Source organism: Streptomyces sp. NPDC101234, assembly GCF_044767525.1.
GTDB classification, from domain to species: domain Bacteria; phylum Actinomycetota; class Actinomycetes; order Streptomycetales; family Streptomycetaceae; genus Streptomyces; species Streptomyces sasae.
Genome location: NZ_JBIWOA010000018.1, coordinates 82,752 through 107,549 on the forward strand (window position 1 = coordinate 82,752; position 24,798 = coordinate 107,549).

23 protein-coding genes and 1 pseudogene are annotated in these 24,798 nt (G+C 71.0%); 15 read left to right on the plus strand and 9 right to left on the minus strand.

Annotated features, from left to right (window positions below):
- Positions 1-270: 270 nt before the first annotated feature.
- The 4 genes from gap to ACIRR9_RS30215 all read right to left on the minus strand — a co-directional run bounded on the left by gap (position 271) and on the right by ACIRR9_RS30215 (position 4,221).
- Positions 271-1,266, minus strand: coding sequence for a type I glyceraldehyde-3-phosphate dehydrogenase (gene gap / locus ACIRR9_RS30200; RefSeq protein ID WP_403758128.1), 996 nt, complete (start codon positions 1,264-1,266; stop codon positions 271-273).
- 124 nt (positions 1,267-1,390) lie between these two features.
- Positions 1,391-2,347, minus strand: a complete 957-nt coding sequence (locus ACIRR9_RS30205; protein ID WP_403758131.1) for a GlxA family transcriptional regulator — start codon at positions 2,345-2,347, stop codon at positions 1,391-1,393.
- Between the two features lie 86 nt (positions 2,348-2,433).
- Positions 2,434-3,186 (minus strand): class I SAM-dependent methyltransferase, encoded by a 753-nt coding sequence (locus ACIRR9_RS30210; protein ID WP_403758133.1) that lies wholly within the window; start codon positions 3,184-3,186, stop codon positions 2,434-2,436.
- 51 nt (positions 3,187-3,237) lie between these two features.
- The gene (locus tag ACIRR9_RS30215) at positions 3,238-4,221 is read right to left on the minus strand and encodes an aldo/keto reductase (protein WP_403758136.1); all 984 of its coding nucleotides are present in this window, start codon (positions 4,219-4,221) and stop codon (positions 3,238-3,240) included.
- A gap of 856 nt (positions 4,222-5,077) precedes the next feature.
- On the opposite strand from ACIRR9_RS30215, the gene ACIRR9_RS30220 reads away from it, so the two are divergent.
- The 6 genes from ACIRR9_RS30220 to ACIRR9_RS30245 all read left to right on the plus strand — a co-directional run bounded on the left by ACIRR9_RS30220 (position 5,078) and on the right by ACIRR9_RS30245 (position 12,491).
- Complete coding sequence (locus ACIRR9_RS30220) at positions 5,078-6,340, plus strand: alginate lyase family protein (protein ID WP_403758139.1); 1,263 nt, start codon at positions 5,078-5,080, stop codon at positions 6,338-6,340.
- Positions 6,237-7,205, plus strand: coding sequence for a PDR/VanB family oxidoreductase (locus ACIRR9_RS30225; protein ID WP_403758142.1), 969 nt, complete (start codon positions 6,237-6,239; stop codon positions 7,203-7,205). The genes ACIRR9_RS30220 and ACIRR9_RS30225 overlap by 104 nt, the downstream gene beginning before the upstream one ends.
- A 325-nt stretch (positions 7,206-7,530) precedes the next feature.
- Complete coding sequence (locus tag ACIRR9_RS30230; protein ID WP_403758477.1) at positions 7,531-7,755, plus strand: dienelactone hydrolase family protein; 225 nt, start codon at positions 7,531-7,533, stop codon at positions 7,753-7,755.
- Positions 7,752-8,699 (plus strand): 4Fe-4S domain-containing protein, encoded by a 948-nt coding sequence (locus ACIRR9_RS30235; protein ID WP_403758480.1) that lies wholly within the window; start codon positions 7,752-7,754, stop codon positions 8,697-8,699. Before ACIRR9_RS30230 ends, ACIRR9_RS30235 begins: the two co-directional genes overlap by 4 nt.
- A gap of 115 nt (positions 8,700-8,814) precedes the next feature.
- A complete protein-coding gene (locus ACIRR9_RS30240; protein WP_403758145.1) occupies positions 8,815-10,230 on the plus strand; it encodes a DHA2 family efflux MFS transporter permease subunit in 1,416 nt (471 codons plus the stop codon).
- 623 nt (positions 10,231-10,853) lie between these two features.
- Positions 10,854-12,491, plus strand: a complete 1,638-nt coding sequence (locus ACIRR9_RS30245) for an FAD-dependent monooxygenase (protein ID WP_403758148.1) — start codon at positions 10,854-10,856, stop codon at positions 12,489-12,491.
- Here the strand turns inward: ACIRR9_RS30245 and ACIRR9_RS30250 are convergent.
- Positions 12,474-13,580, minus strand: coding sequence for a LacI family DNA-binding transcriptional regulator (locus tag ACIRR9_RS30250; protein ID WP_403758151.1), 1,107 nt, complete (start codon positions 13,578-13,580; stop codon positions 12,474-12,476). The genes ACIRR9_RS30245 and ACIRR9_RS30250 overlap by 18 nt on opposite strands.
- A 257-nt stretch (positions 13,581-13,837) precedes the next feature.
- On the opposite strand from ACIRR9_RS30250, the gene ACIRR9_RS30255 reads away from it, so the two are divergent.
- On the plus strand, positions 13,838-14,896 hold the full coding sequence (locus tag ACIRR9_RS30255; RefSeq protein WP_403758154.1) for a glycoside hydrolase family 5 protein: 1,059 nt from the start codon (positions 13,838-13,840) through the stop codon (positions 14,894-14,896).
- 126 nt (positions 14,897-15,022) lie between these two features.
- Here ACIRR9_RS30255 and ACIRR9_RS30260 read toward each other — a convergent pair whose 3' ends face one another.
- The 3 genes from ACIRR9_RS30260 to paaI are packed head-to-tail and all read right to left on the minus strand — an operon-like array spanning position 15,023 to position 17,368.
- Positions 15,023-15,535: a GNAT family N-acetyltransferase gene (locus ACIRR9_RS30260; RefSeq protein WP_403758157.1), complete on the minus strand. Its 513-nt coding sequence runs from the start codon at positions 15,533-15,535 to the stop codon at positions 15,023-15,025.
- Between the two features lie 58 nt (positions 15,536-15,593).
- Positions 15,594-16,940, minus strand: a complete 1,347-nt coding sequence (gene paaK / locus ACIRR9_RS30265; RefSeq protein WP_403758160.1) for a phenylacetate--CoA ligase PaaK — start codon at positions 16,938-16,940, stop codon at positions 15,594-15,596.
- Positions 16,937-17,368, minus strand: a complete 432-nt coding sequence (gene paaI / locus ACIRR9_RS30270) for a hydroxyphenylacetyl-CoA thioesterase PaaI (protein ID WP_403758163.1) — start codon at positions 17,366-17,368, stop codon at positions 16,937-16,939. The genes paaK and paaI overlap by 4 nt, the downstream gene beginning before the upstream one ends.
- 175 nt (positions 17,369-17,543) lie before the next feature.
- On the opposite strand from paaI, the gene ACIRR9_RS30275 reads away from it, so the two are divergent.
- Positions 17,544-18,767, plus strand: a complete 1,224-nt coding sequence (locus ACIRR9_RS30275; RefSeq protein ID WP_403758166.1) for a thiolase family protein — start codon at positions 17,544-17,546, stop codon at positions 18,765-18,767.
- A 34-nt stretch (positions 18,768-18,801) separates the two neighbouring features.
- Here ACIRR9_RS30275 and ACIRR9_RS30280 read toward each other — a convergent pair whose 3' ends face one another.
- Positions 18,802-19,419 carry a LysE family translocator gene (locus ACIRR9_RS30280; protein ID WP_403758169.1) on the minus strand — a complete coding sequence of 206 codons (618 nt, stop codon included), beginning with the start codon at positions 19,417-19,419 and terminating at the stop codon, positions 18,802-18,804.
- 109 nt (positions 19,420-19,528) lie between these two features.
- On the opposite strand from ACIRR9_RS30280, the gene ACIRR9_RS30285 reads away from it, so the two are divergent.
- The 7 genes and pseudogenes from ACIRR9_RS30285 to ACIRR9_RS30315 all read left to right on the plus strand — a co-directional run.
- Positions 19,529-19,981: an Lrp/AsnC family transcriptional regulator gene (locus tag ACIRR9_RS30285; protein WP_365350892.1), complete on the plus strand. Its 453-nt coding sequence runs from the start codon at positions 19,529-19,531 to the stop codon at positions 19,979-19,981.
- 135 nt (positions 19,982-20,116) lie between these two features.
- Positions 20,117-21,088 (plus strand): 1,2-phenylacetyl-CoA epoxidase subunit PaaA, encoded by a 972-nt coding sequence (paaA, locus tag ACIRR9_RS30290; protein WP_365350893.1) that lies wholly within the window; start codon positions 20,117-20,119, stop codon positions 21,086-21,088.
- On the plus strand, positions 21,085-21,375 hold the full coding sequence (gene paaB, locus ACIRR9_RS30295) for a 1,2-phenylacetyl-CoA epoxidase subunit PaaB (RefSeq protein WP_365350894.1): 291 nt from the start codon (positions 21,085-21,087) through the stop codon (positions 21,373-21,375). The genes paaA and paaB overlap by 4 nt, the downstream gene beginning before the upstream one ends.
- Positions 21,376-21,384: 9 nt before the next feature.
- Entirely contained in the window at positions 21,385-22,215 is an 831-nt protein-coding gene (gene paaC / locus ACIRR9_RS30300; RefSeq protein ID WP_403758174.1) for a 1,2-phenylacetyl-CoA epoxidase subunit PaaC, read from the plus strand.
- Positions 22,209-22,739, plus strand: a complete 531-nt coding sequence (gene paaD / locus ACIRR9_RS30305) for a 1,2-phenylacetyl-CoA epoxidase subunit PaaD (RefSeq protein ID WP_403758177.1) — start codon at positions 22,209-22,211, stop codon at positions 22,737-22,739. The genes paaC and paaD overlap by 7 nt, the downstream gene beginning before the upstream one ends.
- Positions 22,739-23,854: a 1,2-phenylacetyl-CoA epoxidase subunit PaaE gene (paaE, locus tag ACIRR9_RS30310; protein WP_403758180.1), complete on the plus strand. Its 1,116-nt coding sequence runs from the start codon at positions 22,739-22,741 to the stop codon at positions 23,852-23,854. The genes paaD and paaE overlap by 1 nt, the downstream gene beginning before the upstream one ends.
- 351 nt (positions 23,855-24,205) lie before the next feature.
- A pseudogene (locus ACIRR9_RS30315) lies at positions 24,206-24,755 on the plus strand (TetR/AcrR family transcriptional regulator C-terminal domain-containing protein); the annotation flags it as partial.
- Positions 24,756-24,798: the final 43 nt, after the last annotated feature.

A 24,798-nucleotide genomic window follows, 5' to 3' on the forward strand; every position in this document is an offset into this window, starting at 1 on the left:
GCGTGCGCAGCCGGACGTCCGGCGCGACGGTGCAGCCCCCTGGGCGAGCTGGGGCCGCACCTCGCCGATGGCGCGGGTGAGGGTTGCAGCCCGTCGCCGCGGCCGGGCCGTCAGGCGTGCCTGACGCTGTTCGTGTCACAACGGCCCTGCCCCAGCGACGAGTTCAGCGTTCACCCTCGGCGACAACCCGGTGACCCGGTACTCAGCCACGCTCAACGCACGCGCCCCAGCCCCCACCATGCCCAGATCGACGAGCTACCGCTCCGCCCGCTAGCGCGCGAGCAGTTCGAGCGTGTCGATGACCCGGTTCGAGAAGCCCCACTCGTTGTCGTACCAGGCGACGACCTTGACATGGCGGCCGTCGACCCGGGTGAGGGCCGAGTCGAAGATCGACGAGGCCGGGTTGCCCGTGATGTCCGAGGACACCAGCGGGTCGTCCGAGTACTCGAGGACACCCGCGAGCGGCCCCTCGGCCGCGGTGCGGTACGCCGCCAGCACCTCGTCACGCGTCACGTCACGGGACACCGTCGTGTTGAGCTCGACGATCGAGCCGACCGGCACCGGCACCCGGATCGAGTCACCCGACAGCTTGCCCTCGAGGTTCGGCAGCACCAGGCCGATCGCCTTGGCGGCGCCCGTCGTGGTCGGCACGATGTTGACACCGGCGGCACGGGCGCGGCGCGGGTCGCGGTGCGGGCCGTCCTGCAGGTTCTGCTCCTGTGTGTACGCGTGCACCGTCGTCATGAACCCGTGCTCGATACCGGCGAGTTCGTCCAGGACCACGGCGAGCGGGGCGAGCGCGTTCGTCGTGCACGAGGCGTTGGACACGACCGTGTGCACATCCGGGTCGTAGGCGTCGGTGTTCACGCCGTACGCGAGCGTGACGTCGGCACCGTCCGACGGCGCACTGACCAGCACCTTCTTCGCACCCGCGTCCAGGTGGACCCGGGCGGCCTTCGCCGACGTGAAGCGGCCGGTCGACTCCAGCACGATGTCCACGCCGAGCTCGGCCCACGGCAGCTGGGCCGGCTCGCGCTCGGCGAGCACCTTGATACGCCGGCCGTCGACGACGAGGACGTCTCCGTCGACGCTCACCGGACGCCCGAGGCGGCCCGACGTCGAGTCGAAGGCCAGCAGCCGCGCGAGCGCGGTGGGCTCCGTGAGGTCGTTGACGGCGACGACCTCCAGGCCGCTGTCCCGCTCCAGCAGTGCGCGCAGCACATTGCGTCCGATGCGGCCGAATCCGTTGATGGCAATACGAGTCATGAATGGCGTCCCTTCGCTACGCCACCAGGTTCGCGGGCCGCACCGCCCTCCGACAGCGGCGAGATCGCCATGGTTCGAAAGGATCCCGCCAGCCTGTCGGCCCGTCGGCCCGCGGGGCCGGCCGCTACTCCCCCTTCGTGAAAGTCCGCCGGTAGTCGCTCGGCGTCGTACCGAGAATCCGCTGGAAGTGCAGCCGCAGATTCGCCCCGGTGCCCAGACCGACATCGTCGGCGATCTGCTCGACGCTCCGCTCCGACCGCTCCAGCAGCTCACGGGCCAGGTCGATCCGGGCGCGCATCACCCACTGCATCGGCGTGTACCCGGTGTCCTCGACGAAGCGCCGCGAGAACGTCCGCGCCGACACCCCCGCGTGCCGGGCCATCGCGTCCAGGGTGAGCGGCTCGTCGAGCCGGTGCAGGGCCCACTCCCGGGTCACCGCGAACCGCTCACCGAGCGGCTCGGGCACACTGCGCGGCACGTACTGCGCCTGACCCCCGCTGCGGTAGGGGGCCGCGACCAGCCGCCGGGCCGCGTGGTTGGACGCGGCCACCCCGAGATCACCGCGCAGGATGTGCAGACACAGGTCGATACCGGAGGCGGCACCGGCCGACGTCAGCACACTGCCCTCGTCGACGAACAGCACGTTCTCGTCGACCTTGACGAGCGGATGCTTCTCGGCGAGGGCCCGCGTGTAGTGCCAGTGCGTGGTGGCGCGCCGGCCGTCGAGCAGCCCGGTCGCGGCGAGCGCGAACGCCCCCGTCGAGATGGCGGCCAGCCGCGCGCCCCGCTCGTGGGCGGCGAGCAGCGCGGCGACGACGGCAGGTGGCGGATCCTCCCGGTCCGGGAACCGGTACCCGGGCACGAACACGATCTCCGCCCACTCCAGCGCGTCCAGACCATGGGCGACGTGGTACGACAGCCCGTCACCGCCGGTGACCAGACCGGGCGCCGCCCCGCACACCCGTACCTCGTACGGCATGCTCGCCCGGGTCGTGAACACCTGCGCCGGGATCCCGACGTCGAGGGGTTTCGCCCCCTCCAGCACAAGGACGGCGACGCGATGCAGGCGGATGGGAGGCACGTCAGACAGGGTACGAGGACACGACCGGCGTCCGGAGCGGCCCGCCCGCCCGGCCCGACGGGGTCAGAGCTCTTCTTCCGTCCGGCTCACCATGCGCGGTTCGTCGGCCGCGTCCCCGGCCGCCGCGCCAGGAACACGAACTCCCGCCCCGGGCGGTCGGGCGCGTCGCGAACACCGTCGATCACGAACCCCTCGGCGAGCAGATCCGCCTCGACCTCCTCGCGCTCCCGGAACCGCAACGTCGAATCCGACGTCAGCACCTGCCCGTCCGAGGCGAACACATAGGTCCACCGGAACGTCACCAGCGGCTCCGCCACCTCGGTCACCTGCACCCAGCTCTCGACCGTCCCGACCCCCGGGACCTCCGTCACCCGGTACGACGCCGCCCGCTCCCACTCCTCCCAGGCCCGCCGCGCCGGATCCCGCGTCTCGAACACCAGCCGCCCGCCCGGCCGCAGCGCCGCGTGCGCCCCGCGCAGGGTCTGCCGCCAGCCCCTTTGATCGACGATGGCCTGGGCGACGTTCCCCGTCATGGTCGCGAGGTCGACCCGGAGCGGCGGCAGCGCCGTCGCGTCACCGCAGATCCATCGCACCCGCCCGGCGCCCGGCTTCCCCCGCGCCACCTCGATCGACGCGGCCGCGGGGTCGAGGCCGACCACCTGGACGCCCCGGCCGGCGAGGAGCAGCGCGAACACACCCGTCCCGCACCCGATGTCCAGCACCCGGCGAGCCCCGAACCCGTCCGCCAGCCGGACGTATGCGTCGAGGTCGCCGCGGTCGGGGTCGAGGGCGTCGTACACCGCGGCGAGTCGCGGTTCCCGGAAGCATTCGTCGGTCACCTCATCGACCTCGCCTTCTTCGAAGCCACCGCAACCGGCCGCGTACCGGGCTCACGCCGGCAAGGCGGCGCGCTCGTCGAGCAGGCCGGCCTCCAGAAGATCCGCCCACAGGCCTTCCGGTACGGCCGCCCGGAACGACGTGACGTTGTGCCGTACCTCCTCGGGCGAGCGCATGCCGACCACGATGCCCGCGACCGCAGGGTGCCGCAGCGGGAAGGCCATGGCCGCCTGCGGAAGGGTCGTGCCGTGCGCCTCGCAGACGGCGGCGATCTCCTGGGCCCGCCGCAGGACCTCCGGCGGGGCGGGCGCGTAGTCGAAGGCCGCTCCCTCGGCGGGGTGCGCGGTGGCCAGCACACCCGAGTTGAAGACCGAGGCGGCGAGCACGGAGACGCCGCGTTCCGCGCATGCGGGCAGCAGATCGTCGGCGGCGCTGTGGTCGAGGAGCGTGTAGCGGCCGGAGAGCATCACCACGTCGACGTCGGTCTCCCGCACCAGCCGGGTCAGCATGCCGGGGTGGTACATGCCGGCCCCGATCGCGCCGACCACGCCCTGCGCACGCAACTCCGCCAGCGCGGGGTAGCCGTCGCGCAGCGCCACGTCGAAGTGCTTCTCGGCGTCGTGCAGGAACAGCACGTCGATCCGGTCCGCGCCCATCCGGGTCAGAGAGTCCTCCACGCTGCGGAACACACCCTCGCGGGAGAAGTCCCACACCCGTCGGTGCGTCGCCGGCACGTTGAAGCTCTCGTCGCGCCGTCCGGCCGCATCCTGTTCCGCGAGGAGCCGTCCGACCTTGGTCGACAGGGTGAACTCCGCGCGCGGCAAACGGCGCAGGAACTCGCCGGTCCGGCGCTCGGAGTGCCCGATGCCGTAGTGCGGGGACGTGTCGAAATAGCGGATGCCCGAGGACCAGGCCGCGGTGAGCGTCGCCGCGGCGGTGTCGTCGTCGACGGCCGCGAAGAGCCCCCCGAGCGGTCCGCCGCCGAAACCCAGTTCCGACACCTCGACCGTGCTCCGCCCGAGCCGCGCCATCCTCATCCGGCAAGTCCTCCTCGTCCGGCGACACCGTCCGGCCCATCAGTGTCACGAGGGAGCCACCCCTTTCCAACTGGTTTTCCGTGTAAGGAAGTTGAGCTGGCAGTCCTCGGCGGCCGACGCGGAGTTCGCCGACCGGCCAGATGGCCGGTGGCCGGCGTCCCGCGCCGTCAGTGACCGGTGGCGACGGTGATCTCCGTGTGGGGCGCAGGCCGCCACAACTGCGTCCCGTGCGGAGGAGGTGGCCGCCCTGGACCGTCCGCCATGTCCGGTCGGCCGGGTCCCAGCGCTGCACGGCAGGCAGCGGTATCCGGATCTCCACGACGACCGGCTGGCCGGGGCGGCCTCGACTCTCGCGAACTCCGCCGGCCGCTGAGGCGGGTGCACGGTGTCCGGGTCGGCCGGTCAAGCCGGTTCCCGCTGATCGCCGTTCGACATCTGGGGTGGATCTTCTCTCAAGACCGCTCTCGATTTCTGATATCGCGTGCCTCCCGAACCGCCTCCTGTTCGGAACCGTCCATGATCAGGAGACAAGACCAGTGAGCCAGCACCACAGCAAGCAGCGCGTGAATCGGTGTGACCTGTTCAAACTCGCCGGCGCGGCCGGTATCGGTACCCTCGCGCTGGGCGCCTCCGTGGCCACTCCGGCCGCAGCGGCAGGCAACGGCCTCGCCCATCCCGGGATGTTGCACGGGCAGACGGACCTCGAACGCATGGCCGCGAAGGTCAGGGCCGGGGTCCAGCCGTACCTGGCGGGGTGGAACAAGCTGGTGGCGAACTCCCACTCGCAGAGCGGCTGGAAGGCGAGTCCGCTGGCCGTGGTGTACCGGGGGAGGGGTATTCGGAGAACTACGGCACGTTGTACAACGACATCCATGCCGCATATCAGAACGCGTTGCGTTGGCGGATCAGCGGGCAGAAGGCGCACGGTGACGCCGCGCGGGACATCCTCAATGCCTGGTCCGCCACACTGACGAAGGTGGACGGAAACGCCGACCGCTTTATCGCGGCAGGTGTCTACTGTTACCAGTTCGCCAACGCCGCCGAGCTGATGCGCGGTTACCCCGGCTTCGGCCTGGAACGCTTCAAGACCATGATGCTCCGGGTCTTCTACCCGATGTGTGACGGCTTCCTCCGGAAGCACAACGACGCCCTGGTCACCAACTACTGGGCCAGCTGGGACCTGCTGAGCATGTGCGGCGTGCTGGCCATCGGCATCCTCTGCGACGACCGGGCGAAGGTGGAGCAGGCGGTCGAGTACTTCAAGCACGGCGCCGGCAACGGCTCCATCGAACAAGCCATTCCCTACGTCCAGCCCGGCGGGCTCGCCCAGTTCCAGGAGAGCGGGCGCGACCAGGGGCACACCACACTCTCCGTGGGGCTGATGGGCGCCCTGTGCGAGATGGCCTGGAACCAGGGCATCGACCTCTACGGATACGACGACCACCGTTTCCTCAAGGGCGCCGAGTACGTGGCCAAGTACAACCTCGGCAAGAACGTGCCGTTCACCCGCTTCACGTGGAACTACGGTCAGCCCGGGGTGTGGTCGGGCTCGAAGACCTTCACCACCGTCTCCGCCGGCAGCCGTGGTGTGGAGCGCCCGGTCTGGGCGATGATCGTGAACCACTACGTGAACCGTCGGCGTCTGCCCGCGCCGTACTGCACGGCCATGGCCGAGAGGCTCGCCCCCGAGGGCGGTGGTGGCGACTACGGACCCGACAGCGGAGGTTTCGACCAACTCGGCTTCGGCACCCTCACGTTCACCCGCTGCCCCCGAAGTACGACCTCGCCGCCGAGGAAGGCGTGGCCGGAACACGACGCTCGCACGCCCTGGCAGGTAACGATTCGGCAACCCACAGGCCCTGTGCGCGCTAGGGTTCAGATCGGAAACGTCGTCCGTCGCCTTGCCTTCCGTCGCACGCTCCACGACCTGACCGTTCTGCGTCACGTCCGTGCCTCGGTTCCAGCTGCCGACGACCCGCGTGACGCACAGTTTTCTGTGAAAGCGGGCTTCCTCCTTGAGCGCACCCCCCACTTCGTACGAGCAGTCCCTCGTCGTCGCGGAAAGGGCCCAAGCAGCCGACGAAACAATTTCCCTGACGCTCCGTCACCCCGACGGTGAGGCGCTGCCGGACTGGCAGCCGGGAGCACACGTCGAGCTGCTGCTCGGCAACGGCCTCACCCGCACCTACTCCCTGTGCGGCGACCCCGCCGACCGCACGGACTGGCGCATCGCCGTGCTGCGTACCCCGGACAGCCGGGGCGGCTCGGCCTGCGTCCACGACAAGCTCCACCCCGGTGTACGGGTCGCCGTACGCGGGCCCCGGAACAACTTCCCGCTGCACCCGGCGCGTCGGTACCTGTTCGTGGCCGGTGGCATCGGCATCACACCGCTGCTGCCGATGATCGCCGCGGCGGAGACCGCGGGCACGCAGTGGCATCTGCTGTACGGCGGACGAAGCGGCGCCTCGATGGCGTTCACCGGTCAACTGGCCGTGTACGGACCTAAGGTGACGCTCCATCCGCAGGACGAGTATGGGCTCCTCGACCTCGACACCCACCTCGGCGAGGTCGACGACGACACCCTCGTGTACTGCTGCGGCCCCGAGCCCCTGCTCGCCGCCGTCGAGGAGCGGTGCCGCGCCTGGCCCGCCGGGGCGCTGCGGACGGAGCGGTTCACGGCAAAGGCACAGGAGGCGCAGGAGACGCAAGGCGCGGGCATCGCCTTCGAGGTCGTCTGCGCCGGCTCCGGCGTCACCGTCCAAGTCCCCCCGGAGCACACCGTGTTGTCGGCCGTGCGGGCGGCGGGGATCGCCGCCCCGTTCTCGTGCGCCGAGGGTATCTGCGGCACCTGTGAGACGGGGGTGCTGGAGGGCGAACCGGATCACCGGGACTCCGTCCTGAGCCCTGCGGACCGGGCGACCGGCGAGACGATGATGATCTGCGTCTCCCGCGCCCGGGGCCCCCGTCTCGTCCTCGACCTGTGACCCCGTCCCCGGAGCTCCGGAGAAGTCCATGCCTCTTGTCGAACAAGTCGACTTGAGCCACCTCAGCGCTCCGGCCGGCGGCTCCCGACGGCTGAACGGGCACCTCGCCCGCCCCCGCCGACCCGGGCCCCCCGGCCCGGAGTGGTCGTCGTCCACGAGGCACTCGGCGTCGACGACGTGATGCTCCGCCAGGTCGAACGCCTGGTCCAGGCCGGATACGTCGCCCTGATGCCGGACCTGTTCACGCAGGGCGGCGTACGGCGCTGTCTGGTCCCCACCATGCGCGCGGCCCCGTCCGGCACCGGGCGCGGCCACCCGGCTGCGCATCAGCCTCGACCGGCTCGGTGTCGTGCACGACGTACACGAGTATCCGCAGGCCGGCCATGCCTTCCTCAACGACGCCGAGGTCGGCCCCCGCCCGCTGCGTCCCCTGTTCCGGGTGATGGGCATGGGCCCCGACCCGGAAGCCGCCGCCGACGCCTGGCGGCGCATCGAGACCTTCTTCGCCACCCATCTGAACACCCCCCACACCGAGAAAGCGGAGTCATGAGCAACACCGAGAACGAGACCGGGACCCCGACGCAGACCGACACCGGGACCCCGGACGGCTGGCACGTCGACGACCGCTGCCTGAACTGCAACATCGCCCGCCAGTACGCCCCCGGAATGATCACCTACGCGGAGGGCGGCGCCTACGGTGGCGTGTCCACCGTCGTACGCCAGCCGGAGACGGAGGAGGAGGTACGGCAGATGTACCAGGCCGCGTACGCCTGCCCGACCCGGTCCGTGCACCCGCCCCAGGACCAGTGGGGCGAGGACTCCGACCCCTACCCGATGCCCCTCGACGAGGACGGCATCGTGCTGCTGTGCGGATACGCCTCACCGCAGACCTACGGCGCCACCTCGTACCTGCTGCGCCGCCCCGACGGCACCGCCATGATGATCGACACCCCGCGCTGGCGTCCCTCGCTCGCCCGTCGCTACGAGCAGAAGGTCGGCAAGATCACCGACGTGCTGCTCACCCACCTCGACCATGTCGCACACGGTCGGCAGTACGCCGACGCGTTCGGGGCACGCCTGTGGATCCACGAGGGCGACCTGCACTCCCGCCCCGACGCCGATGCGGTCATCCGGGGCCAGGAGCCGGTCGAGATCGGGCCGGGCGTCATCGCCCACCCTTTCCCGGGCCACACGGCGGGCAGCACGGTGTTCGTGGCCGACGACAAGTTCTGCTTCACCGGCGACGCGGTCTTCTGGTCCCACTCCGAGAAGGACCTGGAGGTCGCGGACAGCGTCGTCTACGACTCGATCAAGACGCTGGCCGCGTCCGTCACCCGTGGCGCCGACGCCTTCACCTTCGAGTGGGTGCTGCCCGGCCACGGATCCTTCCACCACCTCCCGGCCGAGGAAATGCGGGCGCGGATGCGGGACCTGGGCCGACGGGCCGAGAGCTACCCCGAGCAGGAAGTCGACTACGGCAAGGTCCGCTACTGACCTGACCGCGGACACCGAACACCACGGGCCCGGGGCGAGTCCCATCCCCGGGCCCGTGGGCCGGCCTGCCCGCAAGCGTTCCCAGCAGCTCCGACGAAACCGGCCGAAGTGAGCCATGACCAACACCGCAGCACCGAAACCCGCCCCTCGCGGGGCCGCGTCCACGAGCAGCGCCCGGGCGGCGCTCACCGCGCTCTGCCTGGGACTCTTCATGATCGTCGTCGACACCTCCAGCGTGTCGTTGGCGGTCCCGGCCATGGTCCGTGACCTGCACGCCGGCCTCAATGCCGTCGTCTGGGTCACCAGCGTCTACCTCCTGACCTATGCCGTCCCGATGCTCTTCACCAGTCGGCTCGCCGACCGGCACGGACCCAGGAGGCTGTTCGTCGCCGGGCTCGCGCTGTTCACCGCGGCCTGCCTGGGAGCGGCGACGGCGCCCGACATCCGGGTACTGATCGCGGCGCGGGCGATCGAGGGGCTGGGCGCCGCCCTGCTCACGCCGCAGACCCTCACCCTCATCACCCACCTGTACCCGGACGGTGAACGGGGCCGTGCGATGGGCGTGTTGGGTGCCACCTCGGGACTGGCCACGGTCACCGGCCCCCTCCTGGGCGGTGTCGTGGTGGATCGCCTCGGATGGGAGTGGATCTTCTACCTCAACGTCGCGCTCGGCGCCGGCACACTGGTGATGAGCCTGCGGGTGCTCCCCGACTGGCGACCCGGCCATGCCCGCCGTATCGACCCGCTCGGCATCCTTCTCTCCGGCGCTGGCCTGACGCTGATCGTGTTCGGCGTGCAGAACGGCAGGTCCTACGACTGGGGCAAGCTCGTCGGCCCGTTCGCGGTGCCCCAGGTCATCGCCGCCGGCGTCGTCCTGCTCGGCGCCTTCGTCCTGTCACAGCGCTCGCCCCGTGACGATCCGCTGCTGCCCCTGAGCCTTTTCCGGGACCGCAACTTCTCCGTCAGCACACTTATCACGGCGGCCCTCGGCTTCTCCATGACCGGCATGTTCCTGCCGCTGGTCCTCCACCTCCAGAGCACCCTCGGTCTGACGCCCACACAGGCCGGGCTTCTCACCGCGCCCATGGCGCTGGTCGCCGCCACGATGGGCCCCTTCATCGGCCGTCTCTCGGATCGAGTGAACACCAAGTACCTGGTGCTGTCCGGACTGTTGGGCATGGCCCTCGGCCTGTCGCTGGTCGCCGTGCGCACCCTGCGCGACGCACCCGCGTGGCAGTGTGTGCCCGGGCTCCTGGTGTGCGGTCTCGGTATGGGCCTCGTCCTGGTCCCGCTGAACAACGCGGCTCTGCGAACCGTCCGACCCGAACTGCGCGGCACCGCATCCGGAACCTACTTCACCGCCCGCCAGTTGGGCGCGGTTCTGGGGAGCGCCACGACGAGTGCGGTCCTCCAGGCGAGGTCCGCCCAGGCCGCGTATCTGCCGCTCGTCCTCGTCCTGCTCCTCGGCGGCGCGGCCGCGACCGTGCTGCGTGGCAGGGGACGTCCACAGCGAATACGCGACGTCGTATGACGTGTATCACCCATGGACGACGGTGGCGTCTGCCGACTTGGGGGGCGCGGGCGGGTTCGGCAGGAGCGCCGGTGACAGGGGTCGGTCCGAAACATGGAGTTCGAGTTGCTCACCCGCGTGCCAGCGGGTCGCGCTCGGCATCAGGGGAATCGCCACTCCGACGATTCGCCCGGCGACGGTTTCCGCTCGGTGCGCAGATCCAGTCGCGGGTGGGCGGGGAATACCGGGAACCACCGCGGATCGTGAGTCTGTGCGGCTGGCGGCCGAAGGCACAGAGGCGCTCAACCCCTGGTAGTCCTCCGATAGGTTCTGGTTCTGCCGAAGTCCACCGCTGCCAGCGCGCCGCTTGACCCTGAGGCCGGGTGGCGCGCGGACACGCCCAGTCTTCGACGCGCGTCCCCTGGCCGTCCCGGACTGCGGGGACGACGAGGCCGCTCTCGCGTCGACCGCGGCGCTGTTCATCGGACTGTGAGTGGGAGAGGGAGCGGGCGTCCAGACCATCGCGCCTCCGCCGGTCCGGGCGGCCGGCCCCCGGCCGTAGGCGGAGCACCGGAGCGAACTCGTTCGGGTGTACTCCGACGTGCGGTGACGGCTGCCGGTCGGCGCGCCCGGATGATGGGGCCATGCCTGGAGCGGACGCCGAGGTGGCGGTACTGATCGTCGGCGGTGGGCCGGTCGGGCTCACCGCCCGCGCGCTGCTGGAACGCTGGGGTGTGCCGACCCTGCTGGTCGAGAAGCACACCGAGATGTCTCCCTTCCCCCGGTCCCGCCTGGTCAACGTGCGGACGATGGAGATCTTCCGCCAACTGGGGCTCGCCGGGAGGATCGCCGCGAACGCGTTCGCACCGGAGTACGGCCGGGTCCGCTTCCGCGACACCCTGTGCGAGCCCGACTTCGCCACGGCCGGGATGGTCGGGGTCAACGCTCCGGTCCCCGAGAGCCCGGTGACCGGCGTGGTCACCTCGCAGGACCGGCTGGAGCCGGCGCTCCTCGCCGCCGCCGAGGGGGAGCTGCGGTTCGGCGCCGAACTCGTGGACCTGACCGAGGAGGCCGAAGGCGTCACCGCCGTGCTCGTGGACCGGCGGAACGGCGAGGGGAGCCGCGTCCATGCCCGGTACGTGCTCGCCGCCGACGGCGCGAACTCCACCGTGCGCGAGCGGCTCGGTATCGGCACCACCGGGCCCGGAGCCATCGGGAGCTTCACCACCGTCGTGTTCGACGCCGATCTCGGACACTGGTGCGCCGACCAGCCCGCCGGGGTCTACTTCACCCCGCACGGCACGTTCGGCCCGATCCACCCCGAGGGCGGCTGGGTCTGGTTCCACGCCACTCCCGAGGACGCCGGGGACGCCGGGGACGTCGAGGACACCGAGGACGCGGACTGGTCCGGCCTGGTCTCCCGTGCCCTCGGTCCGGGTGGCGACGTCCGGGTCGACGTGGCCCGGGTGCAGCACTGGACGATGACCGCGTACGTCGCCGACCGCCTACGCCACGGCCGCGTCCTGCTGGCCGGCGACGCCGCGCACGCCGTGCCCCCCATCGGCGGCCTCGGTATGAACACCGGCGTCGCCGACGCGCACAACCTGTGCTGGAAACTGGCGGGCGTGCTTCAAGGGTGGGCCGGACCAGGCCTGTTGGACAGCTACGAGACGGAACGGCATCCGGTCGCCCGCGAGACGCTCCGCCAGGCGGTCGCCAACACCCGGCTCCTGCTCCAGGTGCAGAACCTGCGCAACGAACAGCTGCGGTCCGGCGCCGAGCCCGCGGCCTCGGTCGAACTCCCGTGGTCGGAACGGTACTTCGCCCAACTGGGCCTGGTGCTGGGCACGACGTACCGCTCCGGCGCCGTCCTGAGCGACCACAGCTCCCCGCCCGAGCCCACCGACACCGAGTACGTCCCCACCGCGGAGCCGGGCCGCCGGATGCCCCACCACTGGCTGGCCCCCGAACGCTCCACGCTCGACACCTTCGGCGAGTGGTTCACCCTGCTCACCCCGGACCCCGCCCGCTGGCGTCAACAGGTCTCCGAACCCTGGCCGTTGCGGATCGAGGCCCTGTCCGGCGAACACGCCGGCGTGTACCGGGTCAGCCCGTACGGCGGCGCACTCCTCGTCCGCCCCGACGGCCATATCGCCGCCCGCTGGGTCGAGCCCCCGACCAACGGCTCGACCCTCCACCACGCCCTCACGGCCATCACCGCCGGCACACCGCGCAGGGCTGACGGACGTCGGCACCGTGACGGGCTATCCGGGGCCCGGTGAGCCGAGCGGCGGTGCGGTGCTGTCCCTGATCACCAGACGGGTCGGGACGAGGTCGGTGCCGGGGCGGGAGTCGTCGCGGGTGCGGATCTGGCGGAGCACGCCCTGGACACAGCGTCGTCCCACCTCGGCGAAGTCCTGGTGGACGGTGGTGAGGGGCGGGATGAAGAAGGCGGCGTCGGGGGTGTCGTCGAAACCGACGACACTGACGTCCGCCGGAACGGCCAGGCCCTGTTCGTGGAAGGCGCGCAGCAGACCCAGGGCCATCTGGTCGTTGGCCGCGAACACGGCCGTGCAGTCGGGCTCCTCGGCGAGCGCGAGCCCGGCCGCGTAGCCTGACTCGGCCGACCAGTCACCCCGCAGCGGCGCCGGAACCGGCCGTCCCGCCTCCTCCAGCACGGCCCGCCAGGCCTGCGTGCGCCGCTGGCCCGCGTACGACGTCCCGGGACCGGTCACATGCCATACGGTCCGGTGCCCCAGATCCAGCAGATGCCGTACGGCCTTGCGCGCACCGTCGGCCTGGTCGGTGTCGACCACGCTGTAGCGGTCCCCGGCGTCCGAGTCGACGACCACCACATGCACGCCGGGCGGCAGTTGCACCGTGCCCGTGTCGAGCAGATGGATCTCCATGATGACGATGACCGCGTCCACCGCCAGCTCGCCCATCCGCGTGAAGGCCCCCAGCACGTTGTCCTGGGTGGCCACGTCGATGGGGATGAGGGTGATCGCGTAACCCTCGGCCGCCGCATGCGTGGCGATCGCCTCCACGGTACGGCTGTTGCCCGTGGAGGAGAGGCTGAACAGGATCACGCCGATGGTGTTGAACCGGCCGTAACGCAGGGCGCGCGCGGCGCTGTTGGGCCGGTAGCCGAGCTCCCGCATCGCGGCGAGCACCTGCTCCCGGGTGGAACCGATCACCCCCGGATGGCCGTTGGAGACCCGTGACACCGTCTGCGACGAGACCCCGGCGAGCTTGGCGACATCGGCCATGGAGACCCGCTGCTTACGGCGCCCGCCGGGCACGCCGGACCCGCTCCGCCGCGCACTGCCCGCGGCCGGCGGAACCCACTGCTCCGGCTCGTTCAGGTCCATCGCCCCACCCCTCAAATCTCCTTCATGCACGGGAAGTCGGGACCGGAAACCTTGACGGCCGCAGGGGCGGGTGCCACGATTCCGACGCTTTCGAGTTTACGTAAACATCGCCGTGTGACCAGCCCGGACGGAGATCCCGTTCCTCCGTCGCGCGACAGATGTTCACGTAAACACACCGCGTCGATGTTTACGTAAACACGTGGTCCGGGGCCCATGGGCCCCTGCGTCGAGCCGCCGTCACCTGAAAGGGCAAGTTGATGCGCAAGACCCCCGCCAGAACCCGTGTCACCCCCCGTACCCGCGCCGCCCTCGCGGCGGTCGCGATCGCCGCGGTGGGCGCCACGACCCTCACCGGCAGCCCGGCCTCCGCGGCCGTACCGGGCCACGGCACCAGCCAGTTCAAGGGCGTCAACTGGGCCGACCCGCGCGACAACTACGCCGACGACCCCGTGGTCCTCTCCGGCCTGTCGCTCTCGGACACCTACGCCCAGACCTACGCCAAGGCGACCCGGGTGATCGCCGCGTTCCGCGCCAACCTCGGGGCGAACACCGTACGGCTGCCCATCAACCCGTACACGGTCAACGGCTCGTACTGGAAGTCGTACCGCGGAGTCATCGACGCGGCCTCCGCCCAGGGCTTCAAGGTGATCGTCTCCTACTGGGAGGGCACCGGCGCCAACAAGGACGGCTTCATCGACGACGAGGCCACCTACTGGCCGATGTGGGACACCGTCGTGAACGCCTACCGGCACGACCCGCACGTCTACTTCGAGCCCATGAACGAGCCGCACGGCTACACCGACGCCCAATGGGCCGACATCGCCGCCAAGTGGCTGGCGACCTACCCGTCCGTCCCGCACAACCGGGTCTTCGTCAGCGGCGCCGGCTACAACGACCACGTCACCACCGTCTGCGCCGACCCGCGCCTGAAGGGCACCTACCTCTCCCTCCACCACTACGGCTTCTGGAAGAGCTACGCGACCTACGACCAGTGGGTGGCCGACCTCAAGGAGCGCCTCGGTGACTGTGCGGGCCGCACCGTCGCCGACGAGTTCGGCGCCCCGATGACCACGGGCCTCGACTACAACAAGCCCGCTCCCGACGACAACTCCGTCAACTTCATCCAGGCCGACACGGATGTGTTCCGCAAGCTCGGCATGGGTTCGGTGTACTGGCCCGGCCTGCGCACCGACGACACCTACTCCATCCAGAAGCTGATCGGCGACCCGTCCCGTCCCTGGCTGGCCACCACCAACCAGTCCGGCGCCGACCGCCTCGCCTGGGCATGGGGCCGCGGCAGGCCGGTGAGCGGCTGACCGACTCCGGGAGGGCCGCGGCGCGCCACGAGCACCGCGGCCCGGCGGCACGTCTCACCGGCCCCGACGGGCCACCGGCCAGGCGCGATGTTCTCGGCGATGCCTCTTGGCGCCGACCGTCCGGTGTCAGCCAGGCCGGTGGCCGGGCGCGGTGAACTCCTCCAGGCGGCGCAGATACGTCAGGCCGGGGAGGCCGGAGAGCGTTGTCTCTCCGGTGAGGGTGAACCCGGTACGGGCCAGCACGGCCCGGGACGCCGCGTTCTCGACCCGGGCCGCGGCCCGCAGGGTGGTCAATCCGTAGCTGTTGGCGGCGAGTTCGAAAAGCTCTCGTACGGCCGAGGTGGCCAGCCCGCGCCCCGTGGCCCGCTCGGCGATCCGGTACCCCAGATCGGCGCCGCCGTCCGTCACGTCCATCAGGTTGATCCGTCCCAGCACCTCACCCGCCGCATCCACCAGTACATGGAAGTAGCAGATCCCGGCCTCCTGCTCGGCGAGCCGCTCGCGGAGCAGCTCCTCGAACCGGGCGAAGAACTCGTCGCCGCGGTCGGGGATCGATGCCGCGAAGTAGGCGCGGTTCTCCCGCTCGAAGGCGAGGAGCGCCGGGGCGTGGTCGGGACGGAGCAACTGCAGCTCGGGCATGGGCAGGACAGTAGGCACCCCGCCCGTTCGCCCGCCACCGTATTAGGACTTGATCGTATTAGGACTCGCGCAGGTCCTTGACCCGGCGGAGTTTGCCGACCGAGCGCTCCAGGGTCTCCGGGTCGACGACGGCGACCTCCACGGTGACGCCGACGCCGTCCTTGATGCCCTGGGCGATGGTCCTCGTGGCGGCCTCGCGGTCGGCCGGAGCTGCGTCGGGCCGCGCCTCCACGCGGACGGTCATGTGATCCATCCGTCCGCGCCGGCTGAGCTGGATCTGGAAGTGCGGAGCCACCCCCGGCGTCCGCAGCACGATCTCCTCGACCTGGCTGGGGAAGACATTGACCCCACGCAGGATGATCATGTCGTCGCAGCGGCCGGTGATCTTCTCGATACGGCGGAGTCCGGGACGCGCGGTGCCGGGCAGCAGCCGTGTCAGATCCCGGGTGCGGTACCGGATGACCGGCAACGCTTCCTTCGTGAGCGAGGTGAGGACCAGCTCGCCGCCCTCGCCCTCGGCCAGCACCTCGTCGGTCAGCGGGTCCACGACCTCGGGGTAGAAGTGGTCCTCCCAGACGTGCAGCCCGTCCTTGGTCTCCACGCATTCCTGTGCGACACCGGGGCCGATGACCTCGGACAGCCCGTATATGTCGACCGCGTGGATGTCCAGGCGCTCCTCGATCTCGCGGCGCATCTCCTCCGTCCAGGGCTCCGCACCGAAGATGCCGACCTGGAGGGAGGAGGAGCGGGGATCGATGCCCTGGCGCTCGAACTCGTCGAGGAGGGTCAGCATGTAGGACGGCGTGATCATGATGATCTCGGGCCGGAAGTCCTGGATGATCTGCACCTGGCGGGCGGTCATCCCGCCGGAGGCCGGGATCACGGTGCAGCCCGCGCGTTCGGCGCCGTAGTGGGCGCCCAGGCCGCCGGTGAACAGGCCGTAGCCGTAGGAGATGTGCACCTTGTGCCCCGGGCGGCCGCCGGCGGCCCGGATGGAGCGGGCGATCACGTCCGCCCACATGGACAGGTCGTTGTCGGTGTAGCCGACCACGGTGGGACGGCCGGTGGTGCCGCTGGAGGCGTGCACCCGCCGCACCTCGGACATCGGTACCGCGAACATGCCGAAGGGGTAGGTGTCCCGCAGGTCCGCCTTGGTCGTGAAAGGGAAACGGGAGAGGTCTGCGAGGGTGTGGCAGTCGTCGGGACCCACGCCGGCCGCGTCGAACTTCTTGCGGTACAGCTCCACGTTGTCGTACGCGTGCCGCAGCGTCGTGCGCAGCCGGGTGAGCTGGAGCGCCCGGAGCTCCGCGCGGGACATCCGCTCGGCGTCGTCCAGGAGTGCCTCGGGCAGCGGCTCTCCCCGGCGGATGCCCCTGGGCTCGGGCGCGATCACTTCGCTGCTCATTGCGGCTCCTCGTTCTGTGTGCGCAGAGTGCGACTGCGGCCGCGGAACTCCGCGATCACCTCGTCGCCGCGCACGACACTCACGTCGTAGACACCGCTGCGGCCGAACCGGACCCGCTCCCGCGCGGTGGCCACCAGCACATCGCCCTCGTAGGCGGGTGCGACGAAGTCGATGTCGGCTCCGGCGGCGACGGTCACGGGGCCGTGGCTGTTGCAGGCGCAGGCGAACGCCGAGTCGGCCAGCAGGAACACGTAACCGCCGTGGGCGATCCGGTGTCCGTTGACCTGCGAGGCGGTCACGGTCATCCGCAGCACGGCGGTCCCCTCGCCGTGCTCCACCAACTCGATTCCCAGCCAGCGGGAAGCCTCGTCCACGGCGAACATCGTCTCGACGGGGCCCGGCCTCCTGTCAGGCGCCTGGGTCGTCATTTCCACCACCTTGTGAACCGACCGAACATTCGGTTAGCGTGCGGCGTGGTCAAGTAATCCAGCAAGGCCCCTGCATGTCAAGAGGTGGACGACGTGCCACAGCTGGGGCGGACCAGCCCGACTTCAGCGACTTCCACGGCACCCCCGTCCGTCCCGAAGCCGAGGAGGCTGCCCGATGTCCGACGACGTCTACCTGATCGACGGGGCCCGCACCCCGCAGGGCCGCTACGGCGGTGCCCTGGCCGCCGTACGCCCCGACGACCTGGCGGCCCTCGTCGTCGGTGAGGCCGTCCGGCGGGCCGGCGTCCCCGGCGAAGCCGTGGACGAGGTCATCCTGGGAGCCGCCAACCAGGCGGGCGAGGACAACCGGGACGTGGCCCGCATGGCGGTGCTGCTCGCCGGGCTGCCGCACACCGTGCCCGGCTACACCGTCAACCGCCTCTGTGCCTCGGGCCTGACGGCGGTGGCCTCGGCGGCCCAGGCGATCCGCGCCGGCGAGGCGGACCTCGTGGTCGCCGGGGGAGTGGAGTCCATGACCCGGGCGCCCTGGGTGATGGAGAAGCCCGGCACCCCATGGGCCAAGCCAGGGCAGGTGCACGACACCGCCCTGGGCTGGCGGTTCACCAACCCGCGCTTCACCGCCGCCGACCGGGCCCTGTCCGCGGACGCCGGACCGGAGACGGCGAAGACCACGCTGTCCATGGGGGAGACCGCCGAAGAGGTCGCGGCCCTGGACGGCATCACCCGCGCCGAGTCCGACGCCTTCGCCCTGCGCAGCCACCAGCGGGCCGTGGCCGCCCAGGAAGCGGGCCGCTTCGACCGGGAGATCGTGCCCGTCCCGGTACGCGACGGCCAGGTGACCCGGGACGAGGGCCCGCGCCCCGCCACCACCCTGGAGAAGCTCGGCTCCCTGCGCACCGTCTTCCGCGCGAACGGCATCGTCACCGCGGGCTCCTCCTCACCGCTGTCCGACGGCGCGGCGGCCCTGGTGGTCGCCGGTGCCGAGGCGGTGCAGCGGTACGGCCTCACTCCCCGGGCCCGGATCGTCGCGTCGGCCTCCGCCGGTGTGCAGCCCAACCTCATGGGGCTGGGCCCGGTCCCCGCCACCGAGAAGGCGCTGGCCCGGGCCGGCTGGCGGACCGGCGACCTGGACGCCGTGGAACTCAACGAGGCGTTCGCCGCCCAGGCGCTGGCCGTCGTCCGCCGCCTCAAGCTCGACGAGGACAGAGTCAACGCCGACGGCGGCGCCATCGCCCTCGGGCATCCGCTCGGCTGCTCCGGCGCCCGCATCCTGCTCACGCTGCTCGGCCGGCTCGAACGCGAGAACGGCCGCCGAGGCCTGGCCACGCTCTGCGTGGGCGTGGGTCAGGGCGTCGCCCTCCTGGTGGAGCGGGTCTGACCGCTGCTGCTGGAGCAGCGGTCAGACCGGGTCGTCAGCCCGCCAGGCGTTCCAGCAGCAGGAAGCCGCCGATCGCGATCATCATGACTCCGGAGATCCGGGTGACTGTCCGCGCGGCGGTCGGCCGGGTCTTGAGCACGGTGCGGGCCAGCAGGCCGACCGCGAGATAGACCAGCGCGGTGGCGGTCACATGGACGGCGCTGAGCAGTCCGGTCTGTGCGGCCACCGGCCACCCGGTGGCGGTGTGTATGAACTGGGGGAAGAGGGAGAAGAAGAGCAGCGGCGCCTTCGGGTTGAGGCCGCTGACACCCGCGCCCCTGAGCAGCAGCCGCCACCGGGAGGAGTGCGCGTACTCCTCGGATGCGGCTATGACGGCCGGCCCGCGCAGCACGCCGAGGCCCAACCACATCAGATAGCCGGCCCCCGCCACGGTGAGGGCGGTGAGCGCGAGCGGGGATCCCGCCACGAGCACGGCCAGGCCCGCGACGGCCAGCAGAGCGTAGGCGACATGTCCCGTGAGCATTCCGGCGACCGCCGGGACGACCGACCGCTCCCGCAGGCCCGCCGAGATCGCGAACGCCCAGTCCGCGCCCGGAGTGAGGATCAGCAGCAGATCCACGGCCAGGAAGGCCACCAGCGTCGTCGCGTTCATGAAGCTCCACCTCTCACCCGCACATCCGGGAGAAAGGCTAGGCAAGAAATCCCCGAAGGTGTTCCCGGATTTACCCGAGCAGGTGGTGCTGTGAGGAAGAATCTTCTCCATGGATGCCATGGACCGGAAGATTCTTGCCGAGCTGCAACAGGACGGCCGCCTCACGATCACCGAGCTGGCCGCGCGGGTGCGGCTGAGCGTCTCGCCCTGTCACCGCCGCCTGCGTGACCTCGAAGCCCAGGGCGCGATCCGCGGCTACCGCGCGGTGGTGGACCCGGGCGCCCTGGGTCTGCACTTCGAGGCGCTCGTCTTCGCCACGCTGCGCTGGGAAGCACCCGACACCGTCACCGCCTTCGAGGAAGCGGTCAGCGCCATCCCCCACGTCCTCCAGGCCCAGCGCCTCTTCGGTGAGCCCGACTACCTGCTGCGCGTGGCCACCGCCGACCTCGCCGCCTTCCAGCAGCTCTACGACGAGCGGCTCGCGCGCCTTCCCGGCGTCCAGCGCCTGACCTCCACCCTCGTCATGAAGCACGTCGTCGAAGACCGCCCCCTGCCCGGATGACCGCCCCGCCCGAGTGATCCACATGGTCGCTCTCCGGCCCGGGATCCGGCCAATGACCGGGCCCCGCTCTTGCCAGACCGGGGAGGGGGGACCTTATGATGAACCGAACGAATGGTCGGTAGGGAGTTGGTGGAGATGACCGAAGCGGTCGGACGGGACACCGAGCCGGACCTGGAGTCCCACTTCGAGGCGACGATCGCGCGCGACCAGCGGATCGAGCCGCGCGACTGGATGCCGGAGGGCTACCGCAGGACGCTGGTCCGGCAGATCGCCCAGCACGCGCACTCGGAGATCATCGGCATGCAGCCGGAGGGCGAGTGGATCACCAAGGCGCCGTCGCTGCGCCGCAAGGCGATCCTGTTCGCCAAGGTCCAGGACGAGGCCGGCCACGGCCTGTACCTGTACTCGGCCGCCGAGACCCTGGGCGCCGACCGGGCGGACCTCACCCAGCGACTGATCGAAGGCCGCCAGAAGTACTCGTCGATCTTCAACTACCCGGCGCTGAGCTTCGCGGACGTCGGTGTCATCGGCTGGTTCGTCGACGGCGCGGCCATCTGCAACCAGGTACCCCTGTGCCGCAGCTCGTACGGGCCCTATGCCCGCGCGATGGTGCGGGTCTGCAAGGAGGAGTCCTTCCACCAGCGGCAGGCCTACGAACTGCTGATGACCATGATGCGCGGCACCGACGCCCAGCGGGAGATGGTGCAGGAGGCGGTCGACCGCTGGTGGTGGCCCTCCCTGATGATGTTCGGCCCGCCCGACGACGACTCGCCCAACTCCGCGCAGTCGATGGCCTGGAAGATCAAGCGGCACAGCAACGACGAACTGCGCCGGCGCTTCGTCGACATGACCGTGCCCCAGGCCGCCAAGCTCGGTGTGACCCTGCCCGACCCCGAGCTGCGTTGGAACGAGGAGCGCGGCCACCACGACTTCGGCACCCCCGACTTCGCCGAACTCAAGGAAGTCATCAGCGGCAACGGCCCCTGCAACGCGCAGCGGATGGAACGCCGTCGGACCGCCCACGAGGAAGGCGCCTGGGTGCGTGCGGCCGCCGGTGCGCACGCCGCCAAGCAGGCCGCCCGAGCCCGCGAGGAGGCAGTGGCATGAGCGACCAGGAGAACTGGCCCCTGTACGAGGTGTTCATCCGCGGCAAGCGCGGCCTCAACCACGTCCACGTCGGCTCGCTGCACGCGGCGGACGACCAGATGGCCCTCACCCACGCCCGCGACCTCTACACCCGGCGCAACGAAGGCGTGAGCATCTGGGCCGTCCGCTCGGACCACATCGCCGCCACCACCCGGGACGAGAAGGACCCCTTCTTCGCCCCGAGCGCCGACAAGGTCTACCGGCACCCCACGTTCTACGACATCCCCGACGACGTCCCGCACATCTAGGAGCCGGTGATGAGCGACGACCACGTCTACCTGAGCCTCGCCGAGGGCCACGACGACAGCGACGCCCGCTGGGCGTTCGGCACCGGCTTCGAAGACCCCCTGCACGGCGTCGACACCGCCGTACCCGAGACCGTCGACGCCGCCCGACTGGCCGCCACCTGCCTCGCCCTCGGCGACGACGCCCTGGTCCTCGCCCAGCGGCTCGCCGAATGGGTCACCCGGGCCCCCGAGCTGGAGGAGGAGATGGCGCTCGCCAACATCGGGCTCGACCTGCTCGGCCAGGCCCGCCTGCTCTACGCCCGCTGCGGCCAGACGGACGGCACCGGCCGCACCGAGGACGCCTACGCCTACTTCCGCGACACCGGCGACTTCCGCAACGTACGCCTCGCCGAACTCCCCAACGGCGACTTCGCCCACTCCGTGCTGCGGCTGCTGGTGTTCGCCAGCTGGCGGCTCGCCCACTTCACCGAACTGGCCGGCACACCCGACCCGGTGCTCGCGGCCATCGCGGCCAAGGGCGTCAAGGAGCTCACCTACCACCGGCAGTACGCCGCCGAGTGGGTCGTACGCCTGGGCGACGGCACGGAAGAGTCCCACGCGCGCATGCTGACGGCCCTGGAAGCGCAGGCCCCCTACTGGGAGGAACTGTTCGCCGCCGAGGACGTACGCGACGCGGTTCTGGCCGATCTCCGCCAGGTCCTCGACGCGGCCGGACTTCCCGCGCCGCACCCCGCGCCCCTGCCCGGCAGCGGCCGCGACGGCGAGCACACCGAGCATCTCGCCCCGTTGCTGGCCGAGTTGCAGAGCGTGGCCCGCGCGTACCCGGAGGCGACATGGTGACCCCCGTTTCCGTCCCCGTCCTGTCCGACGTCCGGCGGGCCCGGCACCTCGCCGAACAGGTCCCGGACCCCGAACTCCCCATGCTCACCCTGGCCGACCTCGGGGTGCTGCGGGGCGTGACGATCACGGCCGACGGCACAGTGGTCGCCGACCTCACCCCCACCTATTCGGGATGCCCTGCCATGGCCGAGATGCGGGCCGGGGTCGCCGCGCGCCTGCGGGACGCCGGCTTCGACCGCGTCGAGATCCGCACGGTGCTGGACCCGCCGTGGACGAGTGACTGGATCACCCCCGAAGGACGCCGCAAACTCGCCGAACACGGCATCGCCCCGCCCATGGCGGCGCCGCAGCGCCCCGCGGGCCCCGTCCCTCTGACCCTGTCGCCGACCCGGCGCACGGTCCCGTGCCCGCGCTGCGCATCGGTCGACACCGAGGAGACCTCCCGCTTCGCGGCCACCTCCTGCAAGGCGCTGTGGCGGTGCCTCACCTGCCGTGAGCCGTTCGAGTACGTCAAGGAGATCTGATGGCAGAGCTGACGGCACCGACCGCCGGTGCCCTCGTGACGACAGCACGCCGGCGCCGCCCAGCCTTCCATCCCCTGCGCGTCGCCGCCGTCCAGCGCCTCTGCGAGGACGCCGTGGCGGTCACGTTCGACATCCCCGGCGCCCTCGCGGAGGAGTTCGCCTTCGGCCCCGGCCAGTCGCTCACCCTGCGCCGCGACATCGACGGGCGTGACGAACGGCGCTCCTACTCGATCTGCTCACCGGCCGGCGCACCGCCCCGCATCGGCGTCCGCGAGGTGCCCGGCGGGCTCTTCTCCTCCTGGCTGGTCCACGAGGTACGGCCGGGCGACACCCTCCAGGTGATGGCCCCCACCGGTGCCTTCACCCCCGACCTCACGGTGCCAGGCCACCACGTACTGATCGCGGCGGGCTCGGGCATCACCCCCATGATGTCCATCGCCGAGTCGGTCCTCGCCGCAGACGACCGCTCGAAGGTCACCCTGTTCTACGGCAACCGACGCACCGACACCGTGATGTTCGCCGACGAACTGGCCGACCTGAAGGACGAGTACCGCGCCCGCTTCCACCTCGCCCACGTCCTCTCACGCGAACCCCGCGAAGCGGAACTCCTCTCCGGGCGGCTCGACGGCGAACGCCTCGGCGCGCTCATCGAGGGACTGATCGACGTTCCGTCCGCCGATCACTGGTGGCTGTGCGGCCCGCACGGCATGGTGGTCGACGCACAGCAGGTGCTCGCCGGTCTCGGTGTCCCCGTCCAGCGGGTCCATCGGGAGCTCTTCTTCGCCGACGACGAGCCGATCGAACCCGTCCGCCACGAGGAGGCGGCGGCGACCGGACCGACCAGCGAGGTCACCGTCACCCTGGACGGCCGCTCCACCACCGCGCGACTCCCACGCGAGAGCACGATCCTGGACTCCGCCTCACGCATCCGCCCGGACCTGCCCTTCGCGTGCAAGGGAGGGGTGTGCGGTACGTGCCGTGCGCGCATCACCGACGGCAAGGCGGACATGCGCCGCAACTACGCCCTGGAACCGGCCGAGGTGGACGCCGGTTACGTGCTGACCTGCCAGTCGTACCCGGTCTCCGAGACACTGACGGTCGACTACGACAGCTGACCGGCCCCCGCCCGGCATCGCCGGGCGTGGAACCGGGCATGGGGACCGGTCGTTCGGGTCTGGCTCGACAGCATCGCCACCGGATGGCCGCTGCGAAACCTCGACTCGTTGACCTGGACGGCCAAGAAGGGCGTGGAGGAGTCAGCCGGGCCGAACTGCCTGGCTCGTCGACCGTTTCCCGGAGGGCTGACGAATTACGCGAGCTCCGAGCTGCTGGGAAGTACCGACGCAGAGTCCGTGTGGAGCGTGATGCGTACCGGTGTGAAGGTGGTGGCGCTGAGCGGCGACTCACCGGTGCCGGGATTGCGGGCGTAGCGTGGGTGAGCGCCTCCGCTGATCTGCCAGCGTATGCGGGTGGCCGCCGAGGTCGGGGCGGGGGTCATGTCGCTCTACAGCTACGCCCCTGACAAGGAGACGCTGCTGGAACTGATGATCGACCACGTCTGCGGCGAACTCACGGTCACGGACCCGCCCAGCGGCGACTGGCGCGCCGATCTGAAGACCGTGGCCCGACTGCAGCGCGCCCACATGCTGCGCCACCCTTGGCTTCCCGCGGCCTTGTCCACCCGTCGCGTTCCGAGCCCCAACACGCTGGCCTTCCTGGAACACGTGCTCGCCGTCCTGCGGCCCACCGGGCTGGACGGCGCGGCGAAACTGGAGGTCTTCGCCCAGATCACCGCGTGCGTGGCCGGGCATGTCGCCCATGAGATCGCGCAGGCCGCGGTCTCACGATCACCGGACCGGGCCGCGGCCGAGGGCCGCTACCTCGCCGCTGTCGCCGCCGACGGCTGCCACCCGGAACTCGCCGAAACCCTTTCCGCTACCGGACGGTCCCCTCACTCCCGACGCCACCTTCACCCGCTTCCTCAACCGTCTGATCGACGGCCTCGATACCGACTGATGCCACGCAGGTGTGAGTGGCGTCCCGCCCGCGGCACCTCCGA

Excerpts from the sequence above, each read along its gene's own strand:
- gap (WP_403758128.1), bottom strand. The coding sequence starts at position 1,266 with ATGACTCGTATTGCCATCAACGGATTCGGCCGCATCGGACGCAATGTG.
- ACIRR9_RS30215 (WP_403758136.1), bottom strand. The coding sequence starts at position 4,221 with ATGAGGATGGCGCGGCTCGGGCGGAGCACGGTCGAGGTGTCGGAACTG.
- ACIRR9_RS30235 (WP_403758480.1), top strand. The coding sequence starts at position 7,752 with ATGAGCAACACCGAGAACGAGACCGGGACCCCGACGCAGACCGACACC.
- ACIRR9_RS30240 (WP_403758145.1), top strand. The coding sequence starts at position 8,815 with ATGACCAACACCGCAGCACCGAAACCCGCCCCTCGCGGGGCCGCGTCC.
- ACIRR9_RS30245 (WP_403758148.1), top strand. The coding sequence starts at position 10,854 with ATGCCTGGAGCGGACGCCGAGGTGGCGGTACTGATCGTCGGCGGTGGG.
- ACIRR9_RS30250 (WP_403758151.1), bottom strand. The coding sequence starts at position 13,580 with ATGGACCTGAACGAGCCGGAGCAGTGGGTTCCGCCGGCCGCGGGCAGT.
- ACIRR9_RS30255 (WP_403758154.1), top strand. The coding sequence starts at position 13,838 with ATGCGCAAGACCCCCGCCAGAACCCGTGTCACCCCCCGTACCCGCGCC.
- ACIRR9_RS30260 (WP_403758157.1), bottom strand. The coding sequence starts at position 15,535 with ATGCCCGAGCTGCAGTTGCTCCGTCCCGACCACGCCCCGGCGCTCCTC.
- paaK (WP_403758160.1), bottom strand. The coding sequence starts at position 16,940 with ATGAGCAGCGAAGTGATCGCGCCCGAGCCCAGGGGCATCCGCCGGGGA.
- paaI (WP_403758163.1), bottom strand. The coding sequence starts at position 17,368 with ATGACGACCCAGGCGCCTGACAGGAGGCCGGGCCCCGTCGAGACGATG.
- ACIRR9_RS30275 (WP_403758166.1), top strand. The coding sequence starts at position 17,544 with ATGTCCGACGACGTCTACCTGATCGACGGGGCCCGCACCCCGCAGGGC.
- ACIRR9_RS30280 (WP_403758169.1), bottom strand. The coding sequence starts at position 19,419 with ATGAACGCGACGACGCTGGTGGCCTTCCTGGCCGTGGATCTGCTGCTG.
- ACIRR9_RS30285 (WP_365350892.1), top strand. The coding sequence starts at position 19,529 with ATGGATGCCATGGACCGGAAGATTCTTGCCGAGCTGCAACAGGACGGC.
- paaA (WP_365350893.1), top strand. The coding sequence starts at position 20,117 with ATGACCGAAGCGGTCGGACGGGACACCGAGCCGGACCTGGAGTCCCAC.
- paaB (WP_365350894.1), top strand. The coding sequence starts at position 21,085 with ATGAGCGACCAGGAGAACTGGCCCCTGTACGAGGTGTTCATCCGCGGC.
- paaC (WP_403758174.1), top strand. The coding sequence starts at position 21,385 with ATGAGCGACGACCACGTCTACCTGAGCCTCGCCGAGGGCCACGACGAC.
- paaD (WP_403758177.1), top strand. The coding sequence starts at position 22,209 with ATGGTGACCCCCGTTTCCGTCCCCGTCCTGTCCGACGTCCGGCGGGCC.
- paaE (WP_403758180.1), top strand. The coding sequence starts at position 22,739 with ATGGCAGAGCTGACGGCACCGACCGCCGGTGCCCTCGTGACGACAGCA.